An 18464-nucleotide genomic window follows, 5' to 3' on the forward strand; every position below is an offset into this window, starting at 1 on the left:
GGCCAACGGCCGGGGCTACGAATTGGTACGTGCGCAGGAAGATTGGGATCAATCAACCAAGAGAGAAGGCATCACCGCACGATTTTTTCGATATCCGCCGCTGTCACCGGGCCCAGGAATTCCTTGGCCACGCTGCCGTCCGGCGCAATCAGGTACGTCAACGGCAGGCCGCGCGGGATGGCGAAGTCTTCCGGCGGGTTGTAGGTGTCCACGATCACGATCGGGTAAGTCACCGGCCGCTTCTGCAGGAACGCCTTCATGTCCGCTGGCTCGATGTCTTCGTAAGCAAGGCCAACCACCTCGATTTCTTCGCGCATGGCATGCAGTGCGGACAGCTCCGGCATTTCCTTGCGGCACGGGGCGCACCAGGTCGCCCAGAAGTTCACCACCACCCACTTGCCGCGGTGCGCGGCCAGGTCGTACGTGGTTCCGTCGACGGCGGGAAGCACCAGACGCGGCTGGGCCGCGGTTTTGCGCTCCAGGTCGGGCGTTGCGGCATCGGCGGTGGGGGCCGCCGGTTCTGCCACGGGCGCCGGTGCCGGGGCTGCCGCTTCGGGTTGCGGCGCCGGCTTGTTGCAGCCGGCCAGGGCCAGCAGGCCGACGGCCAGGAGCAGAGGCTTGAGGGTCATGGGGTGTCTCCAGGCGGGGAATAGATGTCGCTGACGCGGCGCTTGAGCAGCTCGCGCAGGGGCACGCGCAGCGCGTCCAGTGCCGCCACGGAGGCGCAGCCAAGGCTGTCGTCGCGGTACGGCAGGTAGGCTTCCTTGACCGGAATGCGCAGCTGCGTGGATTCGTAGAGGTCGGCCAGGGTGAGCTTGTCCAGGTCGCGCGAAAGCAGCCATTCGCCCTGCTCGTCGCGGCGCACCACACGGATCGCTTCCAGGTCGCAGAGCATGCTCTGCAGCAGCGAGTCGGTCAGCATCGGTTCCAGCCGCAGGACCTCGTCTTCGTCCAGGCCGCGGCCATCCACCCGCGCCTGGTGGAAGCGGCCGATCAGGCGCAGCAGGCCATACAGTTCATAGCCGGTGGGCAGGCGCAGGTCGGTAGGCTGGTAGCGGAACGCGGCGATCGACGAGGCCAGCGAAGCACCCAGCAGCACCGATACCCAGCACAGGTAGATCCACAGCAGCAGGATCGGCACGAACGCTACCGTGCCGTAAAGCTTCTGGTAGGACTGGAAGCTGCCCAGGTAGGCGCCCATGGCCCACTTCACCAGTTCCAGCATCACTGCGGCGAGGATCGCGCCGGGAATGGCATGCCGCCACTTCACCGTGTGGTGCGGCACCACGCGATAGACCAGCATGATGCAGACGAACTCGATCAGGATCGGTGCCAGGGTCAGCGATGCGTCGGCCAGCAGGCGGCCTTCGCTGGTCCCGAACAGCGGCAGCGCGAACACGCGCGCCGATACCGCCAGCGAGGCAGCGGCGAGCATCGCGCCCAGGGTCAACACGGTCCAGTAGACCAGGAAGCGGGTGAGCTTGGGCCGCGCCGAGCTGACCCGCCAGATCTGGTTGAAGGTCTGTTCGACGCTGTTGAGGGTGATCAGCAGCGACACCACCAGCGCGATGAAGCCGGCAGCGGTGAGCTGGCCGGCGCTGGCCGAGAACTGACGCAGGTAGCCTTCGGCCGCGCGCGCCGCATTGGGCACGAAGTTGGAGAACACATAGTCGCTGAGCGTATCGCTCCAGCGGTCGAATACCGGGAAGGCCGAGAGCACCCCGAACACCACGATCGCCAGCGGCACCAACGCAAACACCGTGGTGTAGGCCAGCGAAGCGGCGGCCTGGAACAGGCGGTCATCGAGGAAGCGGCGCCACAGGAAGCGACCGAAGCTGGCGGTACGGGCGCGGTCGCGCACGCGTTCCATCCACAGGTTGAGGGTGTCCAGGGGTTCCATCGTGGCAAGGGTACCTGAAGCCGGGTGGAGGCAATGCCATACTGCGGACAGACTGGACACAACGGAAGCGAGATGGCGGAGATCCTGGTGCTGTATTACAGCCGCGGCGGTTCGGTGGCGCGGCTTGCGCGCCAGATCGCGCGCGGCATCGGCGAAGTGCCCGGCATGAGCGCGCGCCTGCGCACGGTGCCGCCGGTGGCGGCGGTCACCCAGACCGCACGACCACCGGTGCCCGACGACGGTGCGCCGTACGTGAGCGTGGACGATCTGGCCGAATGCAGCGGCCTGCTGCTGGGCAGCCCTACCCGCTTTGGCAACATGGCTGCGCCGGTGAAGCACTTCCTGGACGGGCTGGGTGCCGAGTGGGTCAATGGCACGCTGGCCGGCAAGCCCGCCGGGGTATTCACCTCCACCGCCTCGCTGCACGGCGGCCAGGAATCCACGCTGCTGTCGATGCAGGTGCCGCTGCTGCACCACGGCTGCCTGATCGTGGGCATTCCCTTCACCGAGCCGGCGCTGAGCCACACCACCACCGGCGGTACGCCGTATGGCGCCAGCCACGTGGCCGGCGCGGACGACAACCCGGTACCGAGCGACGACGAAGCGATCCTGGCGCGGGCGCTGGGCCGGCGCGTGGCCGATATCGCGCGGCGGCTGGAATGAGCCCGCGCGTGCAGAAGTGGACGTTGGCCACGCTGCTGCTGGCGCTGGCGGCAGTGTTTGCGATCTGGTTCGCGCACGACCGGCACTGGCTGGCCAGCCAGCTGGTCTTCACCGCCCCGCCGCTGCTGCTGGCGGTTGGTGTGCTCAGCGGCCGGGGCAAGGCCACCTTCTGGGCGGGGGTGCTGTCGCTGTTCTGGTTCAGCCACGGCGTGATGAGCGCCTGGAGTCACCCGGAAACCGCGCGCTGGGCGTGGGCGGAGCTGCTGCTGGCCCTGGCGGTGATCGGGGTGTCGAGCGCACCAGGGCTGCACAGGCGCTTCGGGCGGACCCGGTAGCGCCGGCCGTTGGCCGGCCCAGGCGGTACGTGGGCCGGCCAACGGCCGGCGCCCACCTCGTCGCCGTATCATGTGCACCTTACGCGGCCACTGTCGCGCGGCTTAACGTCAACCAGGATTGCTGCAATGGAAGAACTACTGATCATCACCACCGGTGGCACGATCGACAAGATCTACTTCGACGACAAGTCGGACTACCAGATCGGTGATCCGCAGATCGGGATGATCCTGCGCGAGTTGGGCGTGACCTTCCGTTTCAACGTGATTCCGATCCTGCGCAAGGATTCGCTGCACATCACCGATGAAGACCGCGAGCTGATCCGCGCCACCATCGCCGCGCAGCCGACCCGCCACGTGCTGGTCACCCATGGTACCGATTCGATGGTGCAGACCGGCCGAGTGCTCAAGAGCATTTCCGACAAGACCATCGTGATGACCGGCGCGCTCAGCCCGGCCCGTTTTCGTGGCTCGGACGCCGAGTTCAACATCGGCTGTGCGATCGGTGCGGTGCAGTCGCTGCAGCCGGGCGTGTACATCGCCATGAACGGCCGCATCTGGAACCCCGAACACGTGCGCAAGAACGTCGCCGCGAACCGGTTCGAGGACGCGTGACCACCCGCGCCGACGTATCCAGTTCCCACCGGGAACGTAGCAATTCGTAGCGCCGCCCGTTGGGCGGCCCAGGCGATCCGTGGGCCGGCCAACGGCCGGCGCTACCAGGAAGGCCCCGGCGATGCCGGGGCCTTTTTTCATCAGTACTGCGCGGTCAGGGTGACCCCGGAGAAGGTGCTGTACGCCTTCACCCGCACATGCCAGGTACCCGCTGCCGGGGCGGTGATCGTGCAGGTTTCGTTGTTGCCGCTCAGGTACGGGCGGCAGGTGTACACAGTGTCGGTGGGCGCACTACCCGAGCGCACGTACAGGTCCGCATCGCCACTGCCACCGGCGATGGTCACCTTCAGCTGCGAGCGGCCGGACGGCACCGCCACGGTGTAGGCCAGCGATGCACCGCTGGAGGCGCCCAGGCCGGTGACCGGCACGTTGTTCTGCAGCGTGCCGGTGCCCGGGTTCGGGTTGGTCCCGCCCAGCGCAGCGGTAACGGCAGCATCGGCATCGACGATACCCGCACCGCAGCCGCCGCTGCAGGCGCCTGGCAGGGTCCGCGCCGTATTCTTCAGCAGGGTTTCGATGGCCGCCGGCGACAATGCCGTCGGCGCGACCGACTGTACCAGCGCGACCACGCCGGCCACATGCGGGGCTGCCATCGAGGTGCCGTTGTACGACGCGTAGGAGGCGCTGCCCGGCACCGTGGTGCCGCTGTTGAGCGTGGACAGGATCGCCTGGCCCGGGGCCGAGACGTCGATGCCGGCGCCGTAGTTGGAGAAGCTGGCGCGCGCACCGGCCGAGGTGGTGGCGGCCACTGCGATCACGTTGGCGCAGTTGGCCGGGACCGCCGAGGACACGTTGGTGTTGCTGTTGCCGGCCGCCACCACCACGGTGGTGCCGCGCGACACCGCGCCATTGATCGCGTTCTGGTAGGTGGCCGAGCAGCTGCCACTGCCGCCCAGCGACATGTTGATCACCTCGGCCGGGTTGGCGTTGGCCGGGACGCCGCTGACCGTGCCGCCCGAGGCCCACACGATCGCATCGGCGATGTCGGAGGTGTAGCCGCCGCACTTGCCCAGCACGCGTACCGGCACGACCTTGGCGTTGTAGGCGGTACCGGCCACGCCGGTGCTGTTGTTGGTCACCGCCGCGATGGTGCCGGCCACATGCGTGCCGTGCCAGCTGGAGTTGGCCGCCGGATAGCCGGCGCCGCATTCATTGGCGCCGTACCAGTCGCCTTCGTCGTTGGCGTTGTTGTCGCGCCCACCGCCGTCGCGCGCCATCGCCGCGTCGCTGATGAAGTCGTAGCCGGGCAGGATGTTGGCGTTGAGGTCGGCATGGCTGGTGATGCCGGTGTCGATCACGGCGACCACCACGCCGGTGCCGGTCGCCTTGTCCCACGCCGGGCGCACGTTGATCGAGGCATTGCTGGTGCCGAAGCCCCACTGCTCGGACAGGCGTGCGTCGTTCGGGGTCAGCGTGGCGCGCATCAGCTGGTCGACTTCCACGTATTCCACGTTCGGGTCGGCGGCCAGGCGACGCATCAGCAGTTCCGACTCGGCAACGTCCAGCGGGCGGTCGGCCTTGACCACGGTCGGACCGATCGCCAGGGTGCGCAGCTTCTGCAGGCCCAGCGCGCGCCCCTGCGCTGCCGGCACCGCCGCCGCTGCGGCCTTCAGCGAACTGGCCAATGCGGTCGGCGTGGCCACGTCGGTGGCGCCCTCCTTGTACTTCACGATGAAGCGCTGATGGGTGGGCGCGGAGGCCAGGCCACTCAGCTGCACGTCGCCGGCGAATGCCGGGGCGGCCAGCAACAGGGTCGAAAGAACCGAACCACCGAGTACAACCAATGCACGCTGACGCAGACGCTGCGGATCATGAGACATCGGAATTCCCTTTAAGTCGAGAGGAGCCGTCGATGCGGCGAAAGTCGGTTCGATCCGTCGCTGGAGACAGAGGGCGTGAATCGAACCTGGAAGACGGATCGGTTTCCCCTGTGGAACCGCCCGATCCCGGACGCTAGTGGTTCGCCCCGACCCCAACAATGTTTCAGCCCGCTTTCAGGGTTGTGAAAAGTTCGATCTGAGACTTTCCGGGTCAAAGGTTTGTGAATGTGAAGAAATGTGGCGGTAGGGGAAGGGTCAATCCGGAGGTAATTCGTGTCCTGCGTCACTGTCTTGCGCGTCAATTACAAGACATTGCTTGCGCAACAATGGGTTACTGGGGTTTGGATCGTTTCAGCGAACGTGCGCAGGCGTGCGCCAGCCACGCAGGGCGTGGCGCTACGCGGATGAGGCGGCGGATTGTTCCGTAGCGCCACGCCCTGCGTGGCTGTACCTGTCCGGCGCCCATGAAAAAGGCCCGCCTGTTGCCAGGCGGGCCGTTCAGGTCCAGCGTCGGATCGAACGATCAGCCGTCCAGGCGCACCAGCCAGCCATGGCGGTCCGGCAGGCGGCCGTACTGGATGTCGGTCAGTTCCTTGCGCAGCGACATGGTCACTTCACCTGCCGGCGCGCTGAGGTCGCCCACCGAGAAACCGTCGCCCTTGAGCTGGCCGATCGGGGTGACCACTGCGGCAGTACCGCAGGCGAACACTTCGGCGATCTCGCCCGAGGCCACGCCCTGCTTCCATTCGTCGATGGTGACCTTGCGCTCTTCGACCTTCATGCCACGGTCGCGCGCCAGCTGCAGGATGCTTTCGCGGGTGATGCCTTCCAGGATGCTGCCGGACAGCGCCGGGGTCACCAGGGTGCCGTCCTTGTAGACCAGGAAGACATTCATGCCCCCCAGTTCTTCCAGGTACCTGCCTTCGACCGGATCCAGGAACAGCACCTGCGAGCAGCCCTGCGCCTGCGCCTTCTGCTGCGGCAACAGCGAGGCGGCATAGTTGCCACCGCACTTGGCCGCACCGGTGCCGCCCTTGGCCGCACGCGCGTACTCGGTGGACAACCAGATCGACACCGGGGCCACGCCCTTGGCGAAGTACGGGCCCGCCGGGCTGGCGATCACGTAGTAGCCGGCCTTCTGCGCGCCACGCACGCCAAGAAACGCCTCATCGCCGATCATGAACGGGCGGAAGTACAGGCTGGATTCGTCGGCCGACGGTACCCAGCTGGCATCCACGGAGATCAGCTGCCTGAGCGATTCGACGAAGATCTCCACCGGCAGCTCCGGCAGCGCCAGACGCTGCGCCGAACGCTGCAGGCGGCGGCCGTTGGCATCGGGGCGGAAGGTCCAGATCGAGCCGTCGGCATGGCGGTAGGCCTTGATGCCTTCGAAGATTTCCTGGCCGTAATGCAGCACGGCGGCGGCCGGGTCCAGCTGCAGCGGGCCGTACGGGCGCACGCTGGCGTTGTGCCAGCCGGTGTCCTTGTCCCAACGTACTTCCACCATGTGGTCGGTGAAGTGCAGACCAAAACCGGGGGCGGCCAGGATGCGCTCACGCTCCTCGCTGCTGCGCGGCTGGGCGGAACGGGTGGTGGTGAAGCTCACGGAAGACTGGGACACCGGATATTTCCTGTTCTGGTTACGGGATCAATTACAACATGCCGGTTTCGAGGCGGGCGGCCTCGGACATCATGTGCTGGTTCCACGGCGGGTCGAACACCAGCTCGACATCGGCTTCGGCCACGGTCGGGATCATCTCCAGCTTGCTGCGCACATCGTCGACGAGGATATCGCCCATGCCACAGGCCGGCGCGGTCAGGGTCATCTTGACGTCGACCTCGCGCTGGCCATCGTCCAGGTGCTTGAGCTCCACTTCGTAGACCAGGCCCAGGTCGACGATGTTGAACGGGATCTCCGGGTCGAAGCAGGTCCGCAATTGCTGCCAGACGAGCTTTTCGACCTCCTCGTCGGAGGCGTCGGCGGGCAGTTCCAGCGCCGGTGGCGGCTCCTTGCCCATGGCGTCGCCGTCCTTGCCGGCGATGCGGAACAGATTGCCTTCGACGAATACCGTATAGCTGCCGCCCAGCGCCTGGGTGATGTACCCATAGCTGCCGGCCGGCAAGGTGACCGTTTCGCCCTGCGGGACCATGACGGCCTCGCAGTCGCGCTCGAAGTGGACGGGTTCGCTGCTACGGGAGTACATGTGGATCGATATGGGGGTCGCGGCCAATTCCCGCAAGGCGCTCATTTTAGCCCAGCGGCCGGCCACGCGCCGGTCACCCCCGCAAGCCGGTATCCTGTGGTGGACCAAAGGAAGAATGCATGCCGCCCACCTCTGCGCCCGCCAGGTCCGCCCACTGGCTCTGGCCCCCGCTGTTGCTGCTTGGAGTCGTCACGGCCACGCTGGCCTGGTTGTTCATCGCGCTGCTGAGCGGCGGCCAGGCAGGCTGGATGGCCGTGCTGGTGGCCCTGGAGCTGGGTTTCATGCTGCGCCTGGGCAACCTGCGCGGCGGCCCGTTGCGGGTGGCGCTGACCCTGCTGGGCACCGTGCTGGTGGCGCTGGCGGCCAACTGGGGCATCGCCTCGGCCTACCTCGGCGGCTCGCTGGGGCTCGATCCGTGGGAATCAGCGTTGCGGATGGGACCGTTCATGGCGTTCACATTGGTTCAGCTGGCCAACGGCATTGCCGAATGGTTGTGGCTGGGAGTGGCGTTGGTGGTTGGATGGTGGATAGCGAGGTAACGTTCGGCGATTGCGTGGGCCGGCCAACGGCCGGCGCTACCGGGCGATTGATCCAGATCTCAATGGGCACGTAACAATTCGTAGCGCCGGCCGTTGGCCGGCCCTGGCCCCCGGCGCCACGTGCGGTCAATGCCCGCCATCGAGGGTCTTGAGCTCGCTCACCAACGCACTGGCCGCACCGGCGCCATCGCCGTAGAGCATCCGCGCGTTGTCGGCGTAGAACAGCGCGTTTTCGATGCCCGCAAAGCCGGTGCCCTTGCCGCGCTTGATCACCACTACATTGCGCGCGTTGACCACGTCCAGGATCGGCATGCCGTAGATCGGGCTGGCCGGGTCGGTGCGCGCCACCGGATTGACCACGTCGTTGGCGCCGATCACCAGCACCACGTCGGTGGTGGGGAACTCGGGGTTGATGTCGTCCATGTCGGCGATCAGGTCGTACGGCACGCCCGCTTCAGCCAGCAGCACGTTCATGTGGCCCGGCATGCGCCCGGCCACCGGGTGGATCGCGAACTTCACCTTGATCCCGCGCTCGATCAGGCGTTGCGCCAGTTCCCACACTTTGTGCTGGGCCTGCGCCACGGCCATGCCGTAGCCGGGCACGATCACCACGCGTTCGGCAAACGCCAGCATCGCGGCCACGTCGCTGGCCTCGATCGGCTTCTGCGCGCCGGTGATTTCCTGCGCGGTGCCGCCACCACCGAAGTTGGAGAACAGCACGCCGCTGATCGGCCGGTTCATCGCCTTGGCCATCAGCCGGGTCAGCAGGATACCGGCCGCGCCGACCATCATGCCGGCGATGATCAACGCCTCGTTGCCGAGCACGTAGCCTTCGAAGGCCACCGCCAGGCCGGTGAACGCGTTGTACAGCGAGATCACCACCGGCATGTCGGCGCCGCCGATCGGCAGGGTCATCAACACACCCAGCGCCAGGGCGACCACGAAGAAGCTGATGATCGCCACCGGGCTCAGGCTCACCGCCGCCCAGGTCCCCAGCACGACCATCGCCACCGCGACCAGCAGGTTGAAGGCCTGCTGGCCGGGGAAGGTCACGCGCCGGTCCAGGCGCCCGTCGAGTTTTGCCCAGGCAATGATCGAGCCCGACAGCGACACCGCGCCGATCGCCGAGCCGATGACGGCAAGCGCCAGCACCGTGGCCGACGGCTGGCGCGCGCTCAGTTCGGCGATGGCCTGAGCGCTCCAGTGGCTGGTATCGCGGTTGGCCAGGAACGAGAAGCGCAGCAGCTCGACTGCACCGATCGCCGCTGCCGAACCGCCGCCCATGCCGTTGTACAGCGCCACCATCTGCGGCATGTCGGTGATGGCCACGCGCTTGGCCGACCACCACGCCACGCCGGTACCGATGGCCACCGCTGCAAGGATCAGCGGCACGTTGTGCAGATCGGGCAGGAAGAAAGTCGCCACCGTGGCGATCAGCATGCCCAGGCCGGCCCAGCGGATGCCGCTGCGCGCGGTCATCGGCGAGGCCATGCGCTGCAGGCCCAGCAGGAACAGGGTGGCGGCGACCAGGTAGCTCACCTGCACCAGCCACTGCAGCAGTTGCGCGGTGGTGACGTTCAAGGTGCCTTCTCCCCGGCGTCGCGCTTCTGGCTGGGCTTGAACATGTCCAGCATGCGCTCGGTCACCACGTAGCCACCGGCAGCGTTGCCCGCGCCCAGCACCACGGCGATGAAGCCGATGATCTTCTCCAGCGGGGTCTGCGCATGGCCCAGCACCACCATGGCGCCGATCAGCACGATGCCATGGATGAAGTTGGACCCGGACATCAGGGGGGTATGCAGGATCACCGGCACCCGCGAAATGATCACGTGGCCTGCAATCGCAGCCAACATGAAGATGTACAACGCCACGAACCCGTCGCTCATTGCTGTCCCTCTTCCCGGCGGTCATCCCGTCCCGTGCATCATAACCATGCGCTGAACCGTTCTGCAGGGCGGTCAACCGATACCGCGCTGGTGCGTTCTCACCGTATCCCCCTGTGCGAGCGCTACCCTGTGCTGGTGAGCCCTTCCCTGCCGACCCTGGCCGACGATGCCGATGCCGAAACCGCGCTGCCGGTATCGCTGGACGCGTTCCTGGCCGGAATCGGCCCGCGCGCGTTCCGCTTCGCCGAGGCCGGGCTGCGCCAGCGCGACGATGCGCTGGATGCGGTGCAGGACGCGATGCTGCGCATGCTGGCCTACCGCGACAAGCCCGCCAGCGAGTGGTCGCCGCTGTTCTGGAGCATCCTGCGCCGCCGGGTGGTGGACCTGCAGCGCCGCCGCGGCTTCCGGCTGCGGTTCTGGCGCAGCAGCGATGAGCTGGCCGGCGACCACGACATCGACTGGGCCGATCCTGGCCCGGGCCCGGCCCAGGCGCATGAGCAGCGCGACCAGTACGCCGCGCTGGTCAAGGCATTGCGCGAACTGCCCGCACGCCAGCGCGAGGCCTTCACCCTGCGCGTGCTGCAGCAGCTCGACGGCGCCACCACCGCAGCGGCCATGGGCTGCAGCGAAGGCGCGGTCAAGACCCATCTTTCGCGCGCCCGGCAGGCGCTGCAGCAGCACCTGGAGATCGAACTGTGAGCCGCCCCGTGTCCCCCACCCTTCCCGATGACGCCGCCCTGGCGCAGCTGCACGCGCACGCGGTGACCCAGCTCTCCCCGGCCACGCTGGCGCGCCTGCGTGCCGCGCGGCACGCACCCCAGCGGGCCCGAGCGCACGGCTGGTGGCTGGCCACCGCCTGTTCGCTGGTGGTGGCGCTCGGCCTGGGCATCAGTTTCACCGCCCGTCCGCCGGTGGCCCCGCCGGTGCAGATGGCGGGCGTGGCCGCGGATGACAGCGGCGACGTGCTCGACGAGAATCCGGACCTGTACCTGTGGCTGGGCGCCACCGACCTGGCAATGGAGTGAACATGAAACCGCGACTGACCCTGGCGCTGGTGTTGCTGTCGCTGAGCGCGGCCAGCGCAGCGCAGACCTCGACGCTGCCGGAGTGGGACAAGCTCACCCCGCAGCAGCGCGATACGCTGATCGCGCCGGTGCGTGACCGCTGGAACGACGCCCCGCCGCCGCAGCGCGAGCGCATGCTGCAGCATGGCCAGCGCTGGCAGAGCATGACCCCGGAACAGCGCGAGCTGGCCCGGCGTGGCCGCCACCGTTTCGAGAACATGAGCCCGGAACAGCGCGAGCAGGCCCGCGCGCTGTTCGCGCAGATGCGCGGCATGACGCCTGCACAGCGTGACGCGTTGCGCGAGCGCTGGTCCACCATGACCCCGGAGCAACGGCAGGAATGGCTGAAGGCCAATCCGGTGAAGGACCTCCCGCCGCCACCGCCCAGGCGTTGATCAGTGCCGCGCAGCCACGCAGGGCGTGGCTCTACGGGACAGGATGCGGTGCCGCGGCGTAGAGCCACGCCCTGCGTGGCTGCGCGATGGCCAACATCGCGCGCCTACGCAATCCAGCGTGTCTTCGACAGCAGCTCATCGTCCCAATCGAACGCGACCGCGCCGTCTTTCACGAACAGGGCGACGAAGTTGTAGAGGTTGCGCGCATACATCTCGCTGGCGTGTACCGCGCCCAGGCTCGCCAGGTTGAGTGGGCCATCCACGGTCACCCCGCCTACGTCTATGGTTTCACCCGGTCGGGTAGCCTCGCAGTTGCCACCGGTTTCGGCCGCCAGGTCGACAATCACGCTGCCCGGGCGCATGCCCTGCACCATCGTGCTGCTGACGATCTTCGGCGCCGGGCGGCCGGGCACGGCGGCGGTGCAGATCACCACATCGACCAACCGCAGGTGCTCGCCCAACCGGCGCTGCTGTTCGGCACGCTCTTCATCGGTCAGCGGACGCGCGTAACCGCCCTCGCCCACTGCGTTCACCCCCAGATCGAGGAACTTGCCGCCCAGCGATTCAATCTGTTCGCGGGTTTCCGGGCGCACATCGAAGCCTTCCACCTGCGCACCGAGCCGGCGCGCGGTGGCAACGGCCTGTAGCCCGGCAACGCCGGCGCCTACCACCAGCACCCGCGACGGCCGGATGGTGCCGGCGGCGGTGGTCAGCATCGGGAAGAAGCGCGGTGCCAGCTGGGCGGCGATCAGCGTGGCCTTGTAGCCGGCCATGCCGGCCTGCGAACTGAGTACGTCCATGGACTGTGCACGCGTGGTACGTGGCAGGCGTTCCAGCGGAAACGCCTGCAGCCCACGCGACTGGATCATGCCGGCGCGTTCGGCATCGGCCTGCGGGTGCAGCATGCCAACCAGGCTGGCACCGGATTTGAGCTGGCCCAGCCGCGCGGTATCCGGCGACTGCACGCACAGCAGGATGTCGGCCTGGCCCAGGCGGGTGTCATCAGCGAGCTGCGCACCAGCATCCAGGTAAGCCTGGTCGGTGAAACCGGCGCGGGTCCCAGCGCCCGGTTCGATCCACACGGTGGCGCCCAGCGCGATGTACTTGCGCGCCGTTTCCGGCGTCAGCGCTACGCGTCGTTCGCCCTGCGCACGTTCCTTGACCCCCAACACCTCGACAGCCATGCATGTCCCCGAGCAGCGGTAAGTGGTGAGATCGTAACCCGATTGGTCGGGTGGGAGACCTTTCCGCTGGAAGCACTGCTTGAAATCCGGCGTCGCTTGGGTGCCGGCCGTTGGCCGGCAGCTTCATGCATTCAGGCGAACAGCCATTGCCTGACGGGTTATCGCGCAGGGCCGGCGGGTGCGGGGGTACGGGGGGCGCCGTGAACCCTGGGGGCTGCCCGTCGGCCTCCCCGGCACGTAGCAACCGAAACGCTGCCGTTGCCGTTGACGGAAACCTCAGTGAACCGTGGCGCCCTTGGTGTCCAGACGATCGATCACGCCCTGCATGGCGCTGTCGAAGGCGCCATCGTCGATGTGCGCGCGCAGGCGGCCCAGGCGCACCATGACGGCCAGTTCTTCCGGCGAAGCCACGCAGAAGCGCACGCCGCGGCGGTTCACGAACAGCAGGCGCTGGGAGATCGGGCTGACCCAGGACAGCTTGCCGGCCTGGACCTTGCCGTCCTTGTCGACGAAATCGAGCCAGCTGCCAATCTCCAGCCCGCGGAAGCGGTCGGCATCGGCGTTGTCGAAATCGGTCACATCCACCTTGCTGCCCAGCTCCACGCCAGCGCTGTCCGCAACCGGGGGGGCCGGTAGTGCCACCTTCGGCAGTTCAGGCAGCGCGCGCTCCAGTTCCGGACGCGATTCGGCGATGGATTGCAGGGTGTCGTGCAGCGAATCGATGGCCGCGTTGGCGCCATCGGCGTGCACGCCAACGCTGGCGAACACCTTGCGCAGCACCGGGTGCCACGCCTGCAGCCACGGCTTGCCGATGATCTGGCGACGTGCCTCTGCCACTTCTTCCAGCACCCCGTCAGCCAAGGCGAGCGCCTCACTCACCGACGGACCGTCATCGCCTTCGCGCAGTACGGCCAGGGTGAGATGGTGCTGCCAGGGCTGGCGCAGGAAATCGCCGATGGCCTGCGGCAGCGCCATATCGGCGATCCGCCAGTCCAGCTCGGATGCCGCGCGGGTGCGCGCCACTTCCAGTTTCTCCTGCCCGCGCTGGGTCTCGGCCGCACGACGCTCGGCGATCTCAATGCGGCGCCGGTGCTGTGTGAGGAAGTCGCGGAACTCTTCTTCCAGCGTCAGGAAGATGGCCAGGTTCTCGTTGAACTCGGCCACCAGCCGTTCGATGATTTCTTCGACCTTGCCCATCAGAACGCGCTCGGCCTGGCTCTCGCCGGTGTTGCCCTCGCAGGCCTCGGCCAGGGAGTTGAGCAGCTTGCGCGCCGGATGGGTCTTCTGCACGAACATGCGGCGGTCGAGCATGGCAACCTTGACGAACGGCACCACCAACCGGCCGATCAACTCGCGCGAACGCCCCTCCAGGTCGCGCTCGTCGAGCATCACGTCGAACAGCATGCCGACCAGGTCGATCGCATCTTCATCCTGCGGGTCCAACCGCGCCTGCGCCGGATCCACCCCGAGCCGGGTCGCCCCGGACAGCACTTCACTCTTCAACCGCTGCGCCAGCGATTCGCCGTCTTCGCCGATCGCCGCGCGCAGGGTCGCACTCGGCGTGGCCTGCAGCAGCGACAGCACCGACATCATTTCACGCTGGCTGAGCGGGCGCTGCTGCCCCACCGCCACACTGGCGGCAGAAGTGGCGTCTTCGCGTACATGTCGGGTCTGCTGCAGCAGCTCATGCAGCGCTTCCAGCAGCATGCCCTGGTTGCCGCTCATCCCGTCGGGACCGTCGCTGGCGTGGTCATGTGCGGCCTGCGCCGACTGCATGCGGCCGCGGCTGGCGGCCCAGCGGTCGGCAAAACGCCGGGCCCAGGCCGGCGCCGCACCATCGTCGGACGCGCCGCTTTCGGTTTCCAGTGCCTCGACCAGCTCGTCCAGCTCCTGCCGTGGCGAGGGCGGACGCGGCGCGGCGCGGCGCGGGGCTGCCATCTGCGGCATCACGCCGGCGGCCGCCAGTTGTTCGTCGAGTTTCTCGTAACGCTTGCCGATCGGCGCGTGCAGGTCGCGCTCGCACAGCTTGATCAGCACCAGGCGCACTTCCGGCGCCAGTTCACAGTCTGCGAAGGCCTCATGGATGGCCACGCCGATATGTTCCGGGCTGATCGGATTGGAATCGGCACTCAACTCCAGTCCACCGGCGATCCAGCCCAGGCGACGGTCGAGCCGGCCCAGCACCGGCTTCCAGTCGCGCAGCAGCACGGTGGCGAAGTTGCGCACCGCCAACCGCGATTCCAGTACGTGTTCAGGGACCAGGCTCAGCCCTTCTTCGACCTGGCCGGCCAAGGTGGCTTCGGCCGACAATGGATCGGCACGCTCCAGCGCGTCCCAGGCCCGCATCAGGTGCCCACGGAAGCCGGCCACGATGTCCTCGCGGCGCCGACGCAGCTCACGCATGCCATCCAGGAACAACAGCTGCGACGCGCCGGCGGTGCCGGCACGGTCGAACAACACGTCGTCGAAGCGGGCAAGCACGGTCGCAAACGACTCGGCCAGCCCCGGCAGGGCAGCTTCGCGCGCAAGCTTCAACAGCGCCGGGTCGCGACCCGGCTGCCCCGGTACATTGGGCGTGGCGATCATGCGAAAAGGCTCCCCACCCTCGCAGGCACAGAATGCAACATGGAAACAACGGGCACCGGCGTCCCCAAGACACCAGCACACGGATGGTAGGACGGCCCACCGGTCAGGGACAGTGAAACAGTCCGCACTTTGAACCTCAGACCCGGGTGCCGGCAGGCCTTGTATCGTAAGGCCAGCGTCGGTGGGAAGCGAGTACAGCGACGTGAAGGATTGCCATTAATTAAGTGCGGTTCATCACGGTTTGTCGCAAATGGGCCGGAGATTGCCCCAAGTCGAGTCACAAACTGCCCCGACTATAATCGGGAACACCACGACGCCTGACTGAGACCCCATGCTCGACTCCCCTGCGCTGCAAGCCCTGGACGCCCGCCGTTCGGTTCCCGTCCTGCAACTGGGTGCGCCCGGACCTGACCCGGCCACCCTGCAACGAATGCTGGTGTCGGCCGTGCGCGTGCCCGACCACGGCAAGCGGGTGCCCTACCGCTTCCTGCGCATCACCGGTGACGCCCGCCTGCAACTGGGCGAGTTCCTGGCCCGGCGCAGCCGCGAGCGCGACCCCACTGCATCCGACGCGCAGGTGGAAAAAGACCGGCTGCGTTTTTCGCATGCGCCGCTGATCATCGCGGTCATCGCCGCCCCCACGCCGAGCCCGAAGGTGCCCGAACAGGAGCAGCTGATGACCGCCGGCTGTGTCTGTTTCGCCCTGCTGCAGGCCGCGCAGGCGCTGGGCTTCGGTGCGCAGTGGCTGACCGCCTGGATGGCCTTCGACCCGGCCGTGCACGCCCACCTGGGCCTGGCCGGGCATGAACGCATTGCCGGCTTCATCCATATCGGCACGCCCAGGACCCGCGTGCCGGAACGCGAACGCCCCGATCCGGCCGCGCTGCTGCAGGACTGGGTGGGCTGAGTGCACAGGCCTCTCTATCTGGTCGATGCCAGCCTGTACGTGTTCCGGGCCTGGCATTCGATGCCCGACGAGTTCCAGGACCAACAGGGCTGGCCGACCAACGCGGTGCACGGCTTTGCCCGCTTCCTGCTGGACCTGCTCGAGCGCGAGCGGCCGCAGCACATCGCCATTGCCTTTGATGAGGCACTGGACAGCTGCTTCCGGCACAGCCTGTATGCAGCCTACAAAGCCAACCGCGACCCGGCCCCGGATGCACTGCGCCGGCAGTTCGCGCACTGCAAGGCGCTATGCAGCGCGCTGGGCCTGGCCGTACTGGCACACCATGAGTACGAGGCCGATGACCTGATCGGCAGCGCGCTGCACGCGCGCCGCCCGGCCGGCATGCGCGGGGTGATCGTGTCGGCCGACAAGGACCTCTCGCAGTTGTTGTTCGAGCATGACGAGCAATGGGATTACGCGCGCAACCAGCGCTGGGGCATGGCTGGGGTCAAGGCCCGCCATGGCGTGCATGCCCACCAGATCGCCGATTACCTGGCGCTGTGTGGCGATGCGGTCGACAACATCCCGGGGGTGACCGGGGTGGGCGCCAAGTCCGCTGCAGTGTTGCTTGCCCATTTCGGCAGCCTGGACACGCTGTACGAGCGCCTGGACGAAGTGCCGTTCCTGCGCCTGCGCGGCGCCGCCCAGATGGCGGTGCGGCTGCGCGAACAGCGCGAGCACGCGCTGCTGTGGCGGCAGCTGACCACGATCGCGCTGGATGCGCCGCTGGATGCGAGCCAGGCCGATTTCAGCCGTTCCAGTGCCGACCCGCAGATGTTGCAGGGCCTGTGCGAGGCCCTGCGCTTGGGCCCACTGACCCGGCGCCGGCTGTTCACCGCCGCCGGCATTTCCGATGTTTCCCCACCCGCCAGCGAGTTCGCATGAGCCCCAACACGCAAGCCCCGAAGGTCGTCTACGAAGGCAAGTACCAGCGCATGGTCGTACGCGGCAGCTGGGAATACAGCGAACGCACCCATGCCGGCGGCCTGGCCGCGATCATCATCGCCGTTACCCCCGACGACAACGTGCTGTTCGTCGAGCAGTTCCGGGTACCGCTGCAGGCCAACACGATCGAGATGCCGGCCGGCCTGGTCGGCGATATCGACGCGGGCGAATCGATCGAGGTCTCGGCAGTCCGCGAACTCGAAGAAGAAACCGGCTGGACCGCCGAGCATGCCGAAGTGCTGATGATCGGCCCGACCTCCTCCGGCGCCAGCAGCGAAAAAATCGCCTTCGTGCGCGCCACCGGCCTGCGCAAAGTGGGCGATGGCGGCGGCGACGCCAGCGAGGACATTACCGTGCATGAAATTCCGCGCGCCCGCGCGGCGGCATGGCTGGTGGAGAAGATGGGCCAGGGCTATGAGCTGGATGCCAAGCTGTGGGCCGGCCTGTGGATGATCGAACACCATCTGGATGGCACCGCGCGTGGCTGATTCGGGCACGCAGGCAGTGTCGGCGCTGCTTGGCGGCGATGATCCGGACATCTACACCGTTCACCGGGCGCACGGTACGTCTGCCTATGTGCTGCTGGCCGACCATGCCGGCCAGCAGGTGCCCCGGGCACTGGCCGGTCTGGGCCTGCCGCAGGCGGAGCTGGACCGGCATATCGGCTGGGACATCGGCATTGCCGGGGTTACGCGAGCGCTGGCGGCGCGGCTGGACGCCTGGGCGATCGAGCAGACCTATTCGCGCCTGCTGATCGACTGCAACCGGCCGCTGGCTTCGCCGACGCTGATTCCCGAGGCCAGCGACGGCACCGTAGTGCCGGGCAATGCGGGGATGTCCGACGTCCAGCGACGGCAGCGCATCGATGCGATCCATGTGCCGTACCACGCACGCATCGAGACGGAGCTGGCGGCCCGCGCCGACGCCAAGCGCCCGACCCTGCTGGTGATGATGCACAGCTTCACCCCGTGCATGAACGGCGTGGCGCGGCCGTGGCACGCCGGCGTGCTGTACCACCGCGACACGCGCTTTGCACATGCGTTGCTGCAGGCACTGCGCGATGAGGGCGACCTGGTGGTGGGCGACAACGAACCCTACTCGGTCAACAGCACCAGCGATTACGCGGTGCCGGTGCATGGCGAAGGCCGCGGCCTGCTGCATGTGGAGCTTGAAATCCGCCAGGACCTGATTGCCGATGCTGCCGGGCAGCAAGCCTGGGCAGAGCGGTTGGCGCGTGTGTTTTCAGTTCTGCAACCGCAGTTGCTGCGCCTGTAGAGCCAGGCCCTGCCTGGCTGCACCGTCTCCGCCAACAGCAGCGCTTCAGT

20 protein-coding genes are annotated in these 18464 nt (G+C 67.6%); 11 read left to right on the top strand and 9 right to left on the bottom strand.

Features of this window, described 5'->3' with window-relative positions; all coding sequences use genetic code 11:
• Positions 1-71: 71 nt before the first annotated feature.
• Together WIX41_RS05600 and WIX41_RS05605 are read right to left on the bottom strand one after the other, a co-directional pair.
• On the bottom strand, positions 72-629 hold the full coding sequence (locus WIX41_RS05600; RefSeq protein WP_339446123.1) for a TlpA family protein disulfide reductase: 558 nt from the start codon (positions 627-629) through the stop codon (positions 72-74).
• Positions 626-1900 carry a YihY family inner membrane protein gene (locus tag WIX41_RS05605; RefSeq protein ID WP_339446124.1) on the bottom strand — a complete coding sequence of 425 codons (1275 nt, stop codon included), beginning with the start codon at positions 1898-1900 and terminating at the stop codon, positions 626-628. The genes WIX41_RS05600 and WIX41_RS05605 overlap by 4 nt, the downstream gene beginning before the upstream one ends.
• Before the next feature lie 72 nt (positions 1901-1972).
• Between WIX41_RS05605 and wrbA the strand changes: the two genes are divergently transcribed.
• The 3 genes from wrbA to WIX41_RS05620 all read left to right on the top strand — a co-directional run bounded on the left by wrbA (position 1973) and on the right by WIX41_RS05620 (position 3510).
• Positions 1973-2563 (top strand): NAD(P)H:quinone oxidoreductase, encoded by a 591-nt coding sequence (gene wrbA / locus WIX41_RS05610; RefSeq protein ID WP_339446125.1) that lies wholly within the window; start codon positions 1973-1975, stop codon positions 2561-2563.
• A complete protein-coding gene (locus WIX41_RS05615) occupies positions 2560-2898 on the top strand; it encodes a DUF2069 domain-containing protein (RefSeq protein WP_339446126.1) in 339 nt (112 codons plus the stop codon). The genes wrbA and WIX41_RS05615 overlap by 4 nt, the downstream gene beginning before the upstream one ends.
• A 126-nt stretch (positions 2899-3024) precedes the next feature.
• Positions 3025-3510 carry an asparaginase domain-containing protein gene (locus WIX41_RS05620; RefSeq protein WP_339446127.1) on the top strand — a complete coding sequence of 162 codons (486 nt, stop codon included), beginning with the start codon at positions 3025-3027 and terminating at the stop codon, positions 3508-3510.
• A 140-nt stretch (positions 3511-3650) separates the two neighbouring features.
• Here the strand turns inward: WIX41_RS05620 and WIX41_RS05625 are convergent, their stop codons facing one another.
• The 3 genes from WIX41_RS05625 to sufT form a co-directional block, all read right to left on the bottom strand.
• Complete coding sequence (locus tag WIX41_RS05625; protein ID WP_339446128.1) at positions 3651-5390, bottom strand: S8 family peptidase; 1740 nt, start codon at positions 5388-5390, stop codon at positions 3651-3653.
• A gap of 523 nt (positions 5391-5913) precedes the next feature.
• On the bottom strand, positions 5914-7011 hold the full coding sequence (locus tag WIX41_RS05630) for a branched-chain amino acid aminotransferase (protein WP_339446129.1): 1098 nt from the start codon (positions 7009-7011) through the stop codon (positions 5914-5916).
• A gap of 31 nt (positions 7012-7042) precedes the next feature.
• Entirely contained in the window at positions 7043-7594 is a 552-nt protein-coding gene (sufT, locus tag WIX41_RS05635; protein ID WP_214904702.1) for a putative Fe-S cluster assembly protein SufT, read from the bottom strand.
• Positions 7595-7713: 119 nt separating this feature from the next.
• On the opposite strand from sufT, the gene WIX41_RS05640 reads away from it, so the two are divergent.
• On the top strand, positions 7714-8133 hold the full coding sequence (locus tag WIX41_RS05640) for a hypothetical protein (RefSeq protein WP_339446130.1): 420 nt from the start codon (positions 7714-7716) through the stop codon (positions 8131-8133).
• 126 nt (positions 8134-8259) lie between these two features.
• Here WIX41_RS05640 and WIX41_RS05645 read toward each other — a convergent pair whose 3' ends face one another.
• Positions 8260-9714, bottom strand: coding sequence for an NAD(P)(+) transhydrogenase (Re/Si-specific) subunit beta (locus WIX41_RS05645; RefSeq protein WP_339446131.1), 1455 nt, complete (start codon positions 9712-9714; stop codon positions 8260-8262).
• Complete coding sequence (locus WIX41_RS05650; protein ID WP_068849390.1) at positions 9711-10019, bottom strand: NAD(P) transhydrogenase subunit alpha; 309 nt, start codon at positions 10017-10019, stop codon at positions 9711-9713. The genes WIX41_RS05645 and WIX41_RS05650 overlap by 4 nt, the downstream gene beginning before the upstream one ends.
• Before the next feature lie 129 nt (positions 10020-10148).
• Between WIX41_RS05650 and WIX41_RS05655 the strand changes: the two genes are divergently transcribed.
• Genes WIX41_RS05655 through WIX41_RS05665 form a run of 3 tightly spaced genes read left to right on the top strand, consistent with a single transcriptional unit; the run spans position 10149 to position 11478 of the window.
• A complete protein-coding gene (locus tag WIX41_RS05655; RefSeq protein WP_409187456.1) occupies positions 10149-10718 on the top strand; it encodes an RNA polymerase sigma factor in 570 nt (189 codons plus the stop codon).
• 8 nt (positions 10719-10726) lie between these two features.
• A complete protein-coding gene (locus tag WIX41_RS05660; RefSeq protein WP_339446133.1) occupies positions 10727-11044 on the top strand; it encodes a hypothetical protein in 318 nt (105 codons plus the stop codon).
• 2 nt (positions 11045-11046) lie between these two features.
• Positions 11047-11478 (top strand): DUF3106 domain-containing protein, encoded by a 432-nt coding sequence (locus tag WIX41_RS05665; protein WP_339446134.1) that lies wholly within the window; start codon positions 11047-11049, stop codon positions 11476-11478.
• A gap of 104 nt (positions 11479-11582) precedes the next feature.
• On the opposite strand, the gene WIX41_RS05670 is transcribed toward WIX41_RS05665, so the two are convergent.
• The gene (locus WIX41_RS05670; RefSeq protein ID WP_339446135.1) at positions 11583-12662 is read right to left on the bottom strand and encodes an NAD(P) transhydrogenase subunit alpha; all 1080 of its coding nucleotides are present in this window, start codon (positions 12660-12662) and stop codon (positions 11583-11585) included.
• A gap of 276 nt (positions 12663-12938) precedes the next feature.
• Positions 12939-15248, bottom strand: a complete 2310-nt coding sequence (locus WIX41_RS05675) for a DUF1631 domain-containing protein (protein WP_339446136.1) — start codon at positions 15246-15248, stop codon at positions 12939-12941.
• A gap of 331 nt (positions 15249-15579) precedes the next feature.
• Here WIX41_RS05675 and WIX41_RS05680 point away from each other — a divergent pair, with 331 nt between their 5' ends.
• The 4 genes from WIX41_RS05680 to WIX41_RS05695 are packed head-to-tail and all read left to right on the top strand — an operon-like array spanning position 15580 to position 18414.
• Positions 15580-16155, top strand: a complete 576-nt coding sequence (locus WIX41_RS05680) for a nitroreductase family protein (protein ID WP_339446137.1) — start codon at positions 15580-15582, stop codon at positions 16153-16155.
• Entirely contained in the window at positions 16156-17079 is a 924-nt protein-coding gene (locus WIX41_RS05685) for a 5'-3' exonuclease (protein ID WP_339446138.1), read from the top strand. It begins immediately after the preceding gene.
• Positions 17076-17627 (top strand): NUDIX hydrolase, encoded by a 552-nt coding sequence (locus tag WIX41_RS05690; RefSeq protein WP_339446139.1) that lies wholly within the window; start codon positions 17076-17078, stop codon positions 17625-17627. The genes WIX41_RS05685 and WIX41_RS05690 overlap by 4 nt, the downstream gene beginning before the upstream one ends.
• The gene (locus WIX41_RS05695) at positions 17608-18414 is read left to right on the top strand and encodes an N-formylglutamate amidohydrolase (RefSeq protein WP_409187327.1); all 807 of its coding nucleotides are present in this window, start codon (positions 17608-17610) and stop codon (positions 18412-18414) included. The genes WIX41_RS05690 and WIX41_RS05695 overlap by 20 nt, the downstream gene beginning before the upstream one ends.
• Positions 18415-18464: the final 50 nt, after the last annotated feature.

The organism is Stenotrophomonas sp. AB1(2024) (assembly GCF_037482345.1).
Taxonomy (GTDB): domain Bacteria; phylum Pseudomonadota; class Gammaproteobacteria; order Xanthomonadales; family Xanthomonadaceae; genus Stenotrophomonas.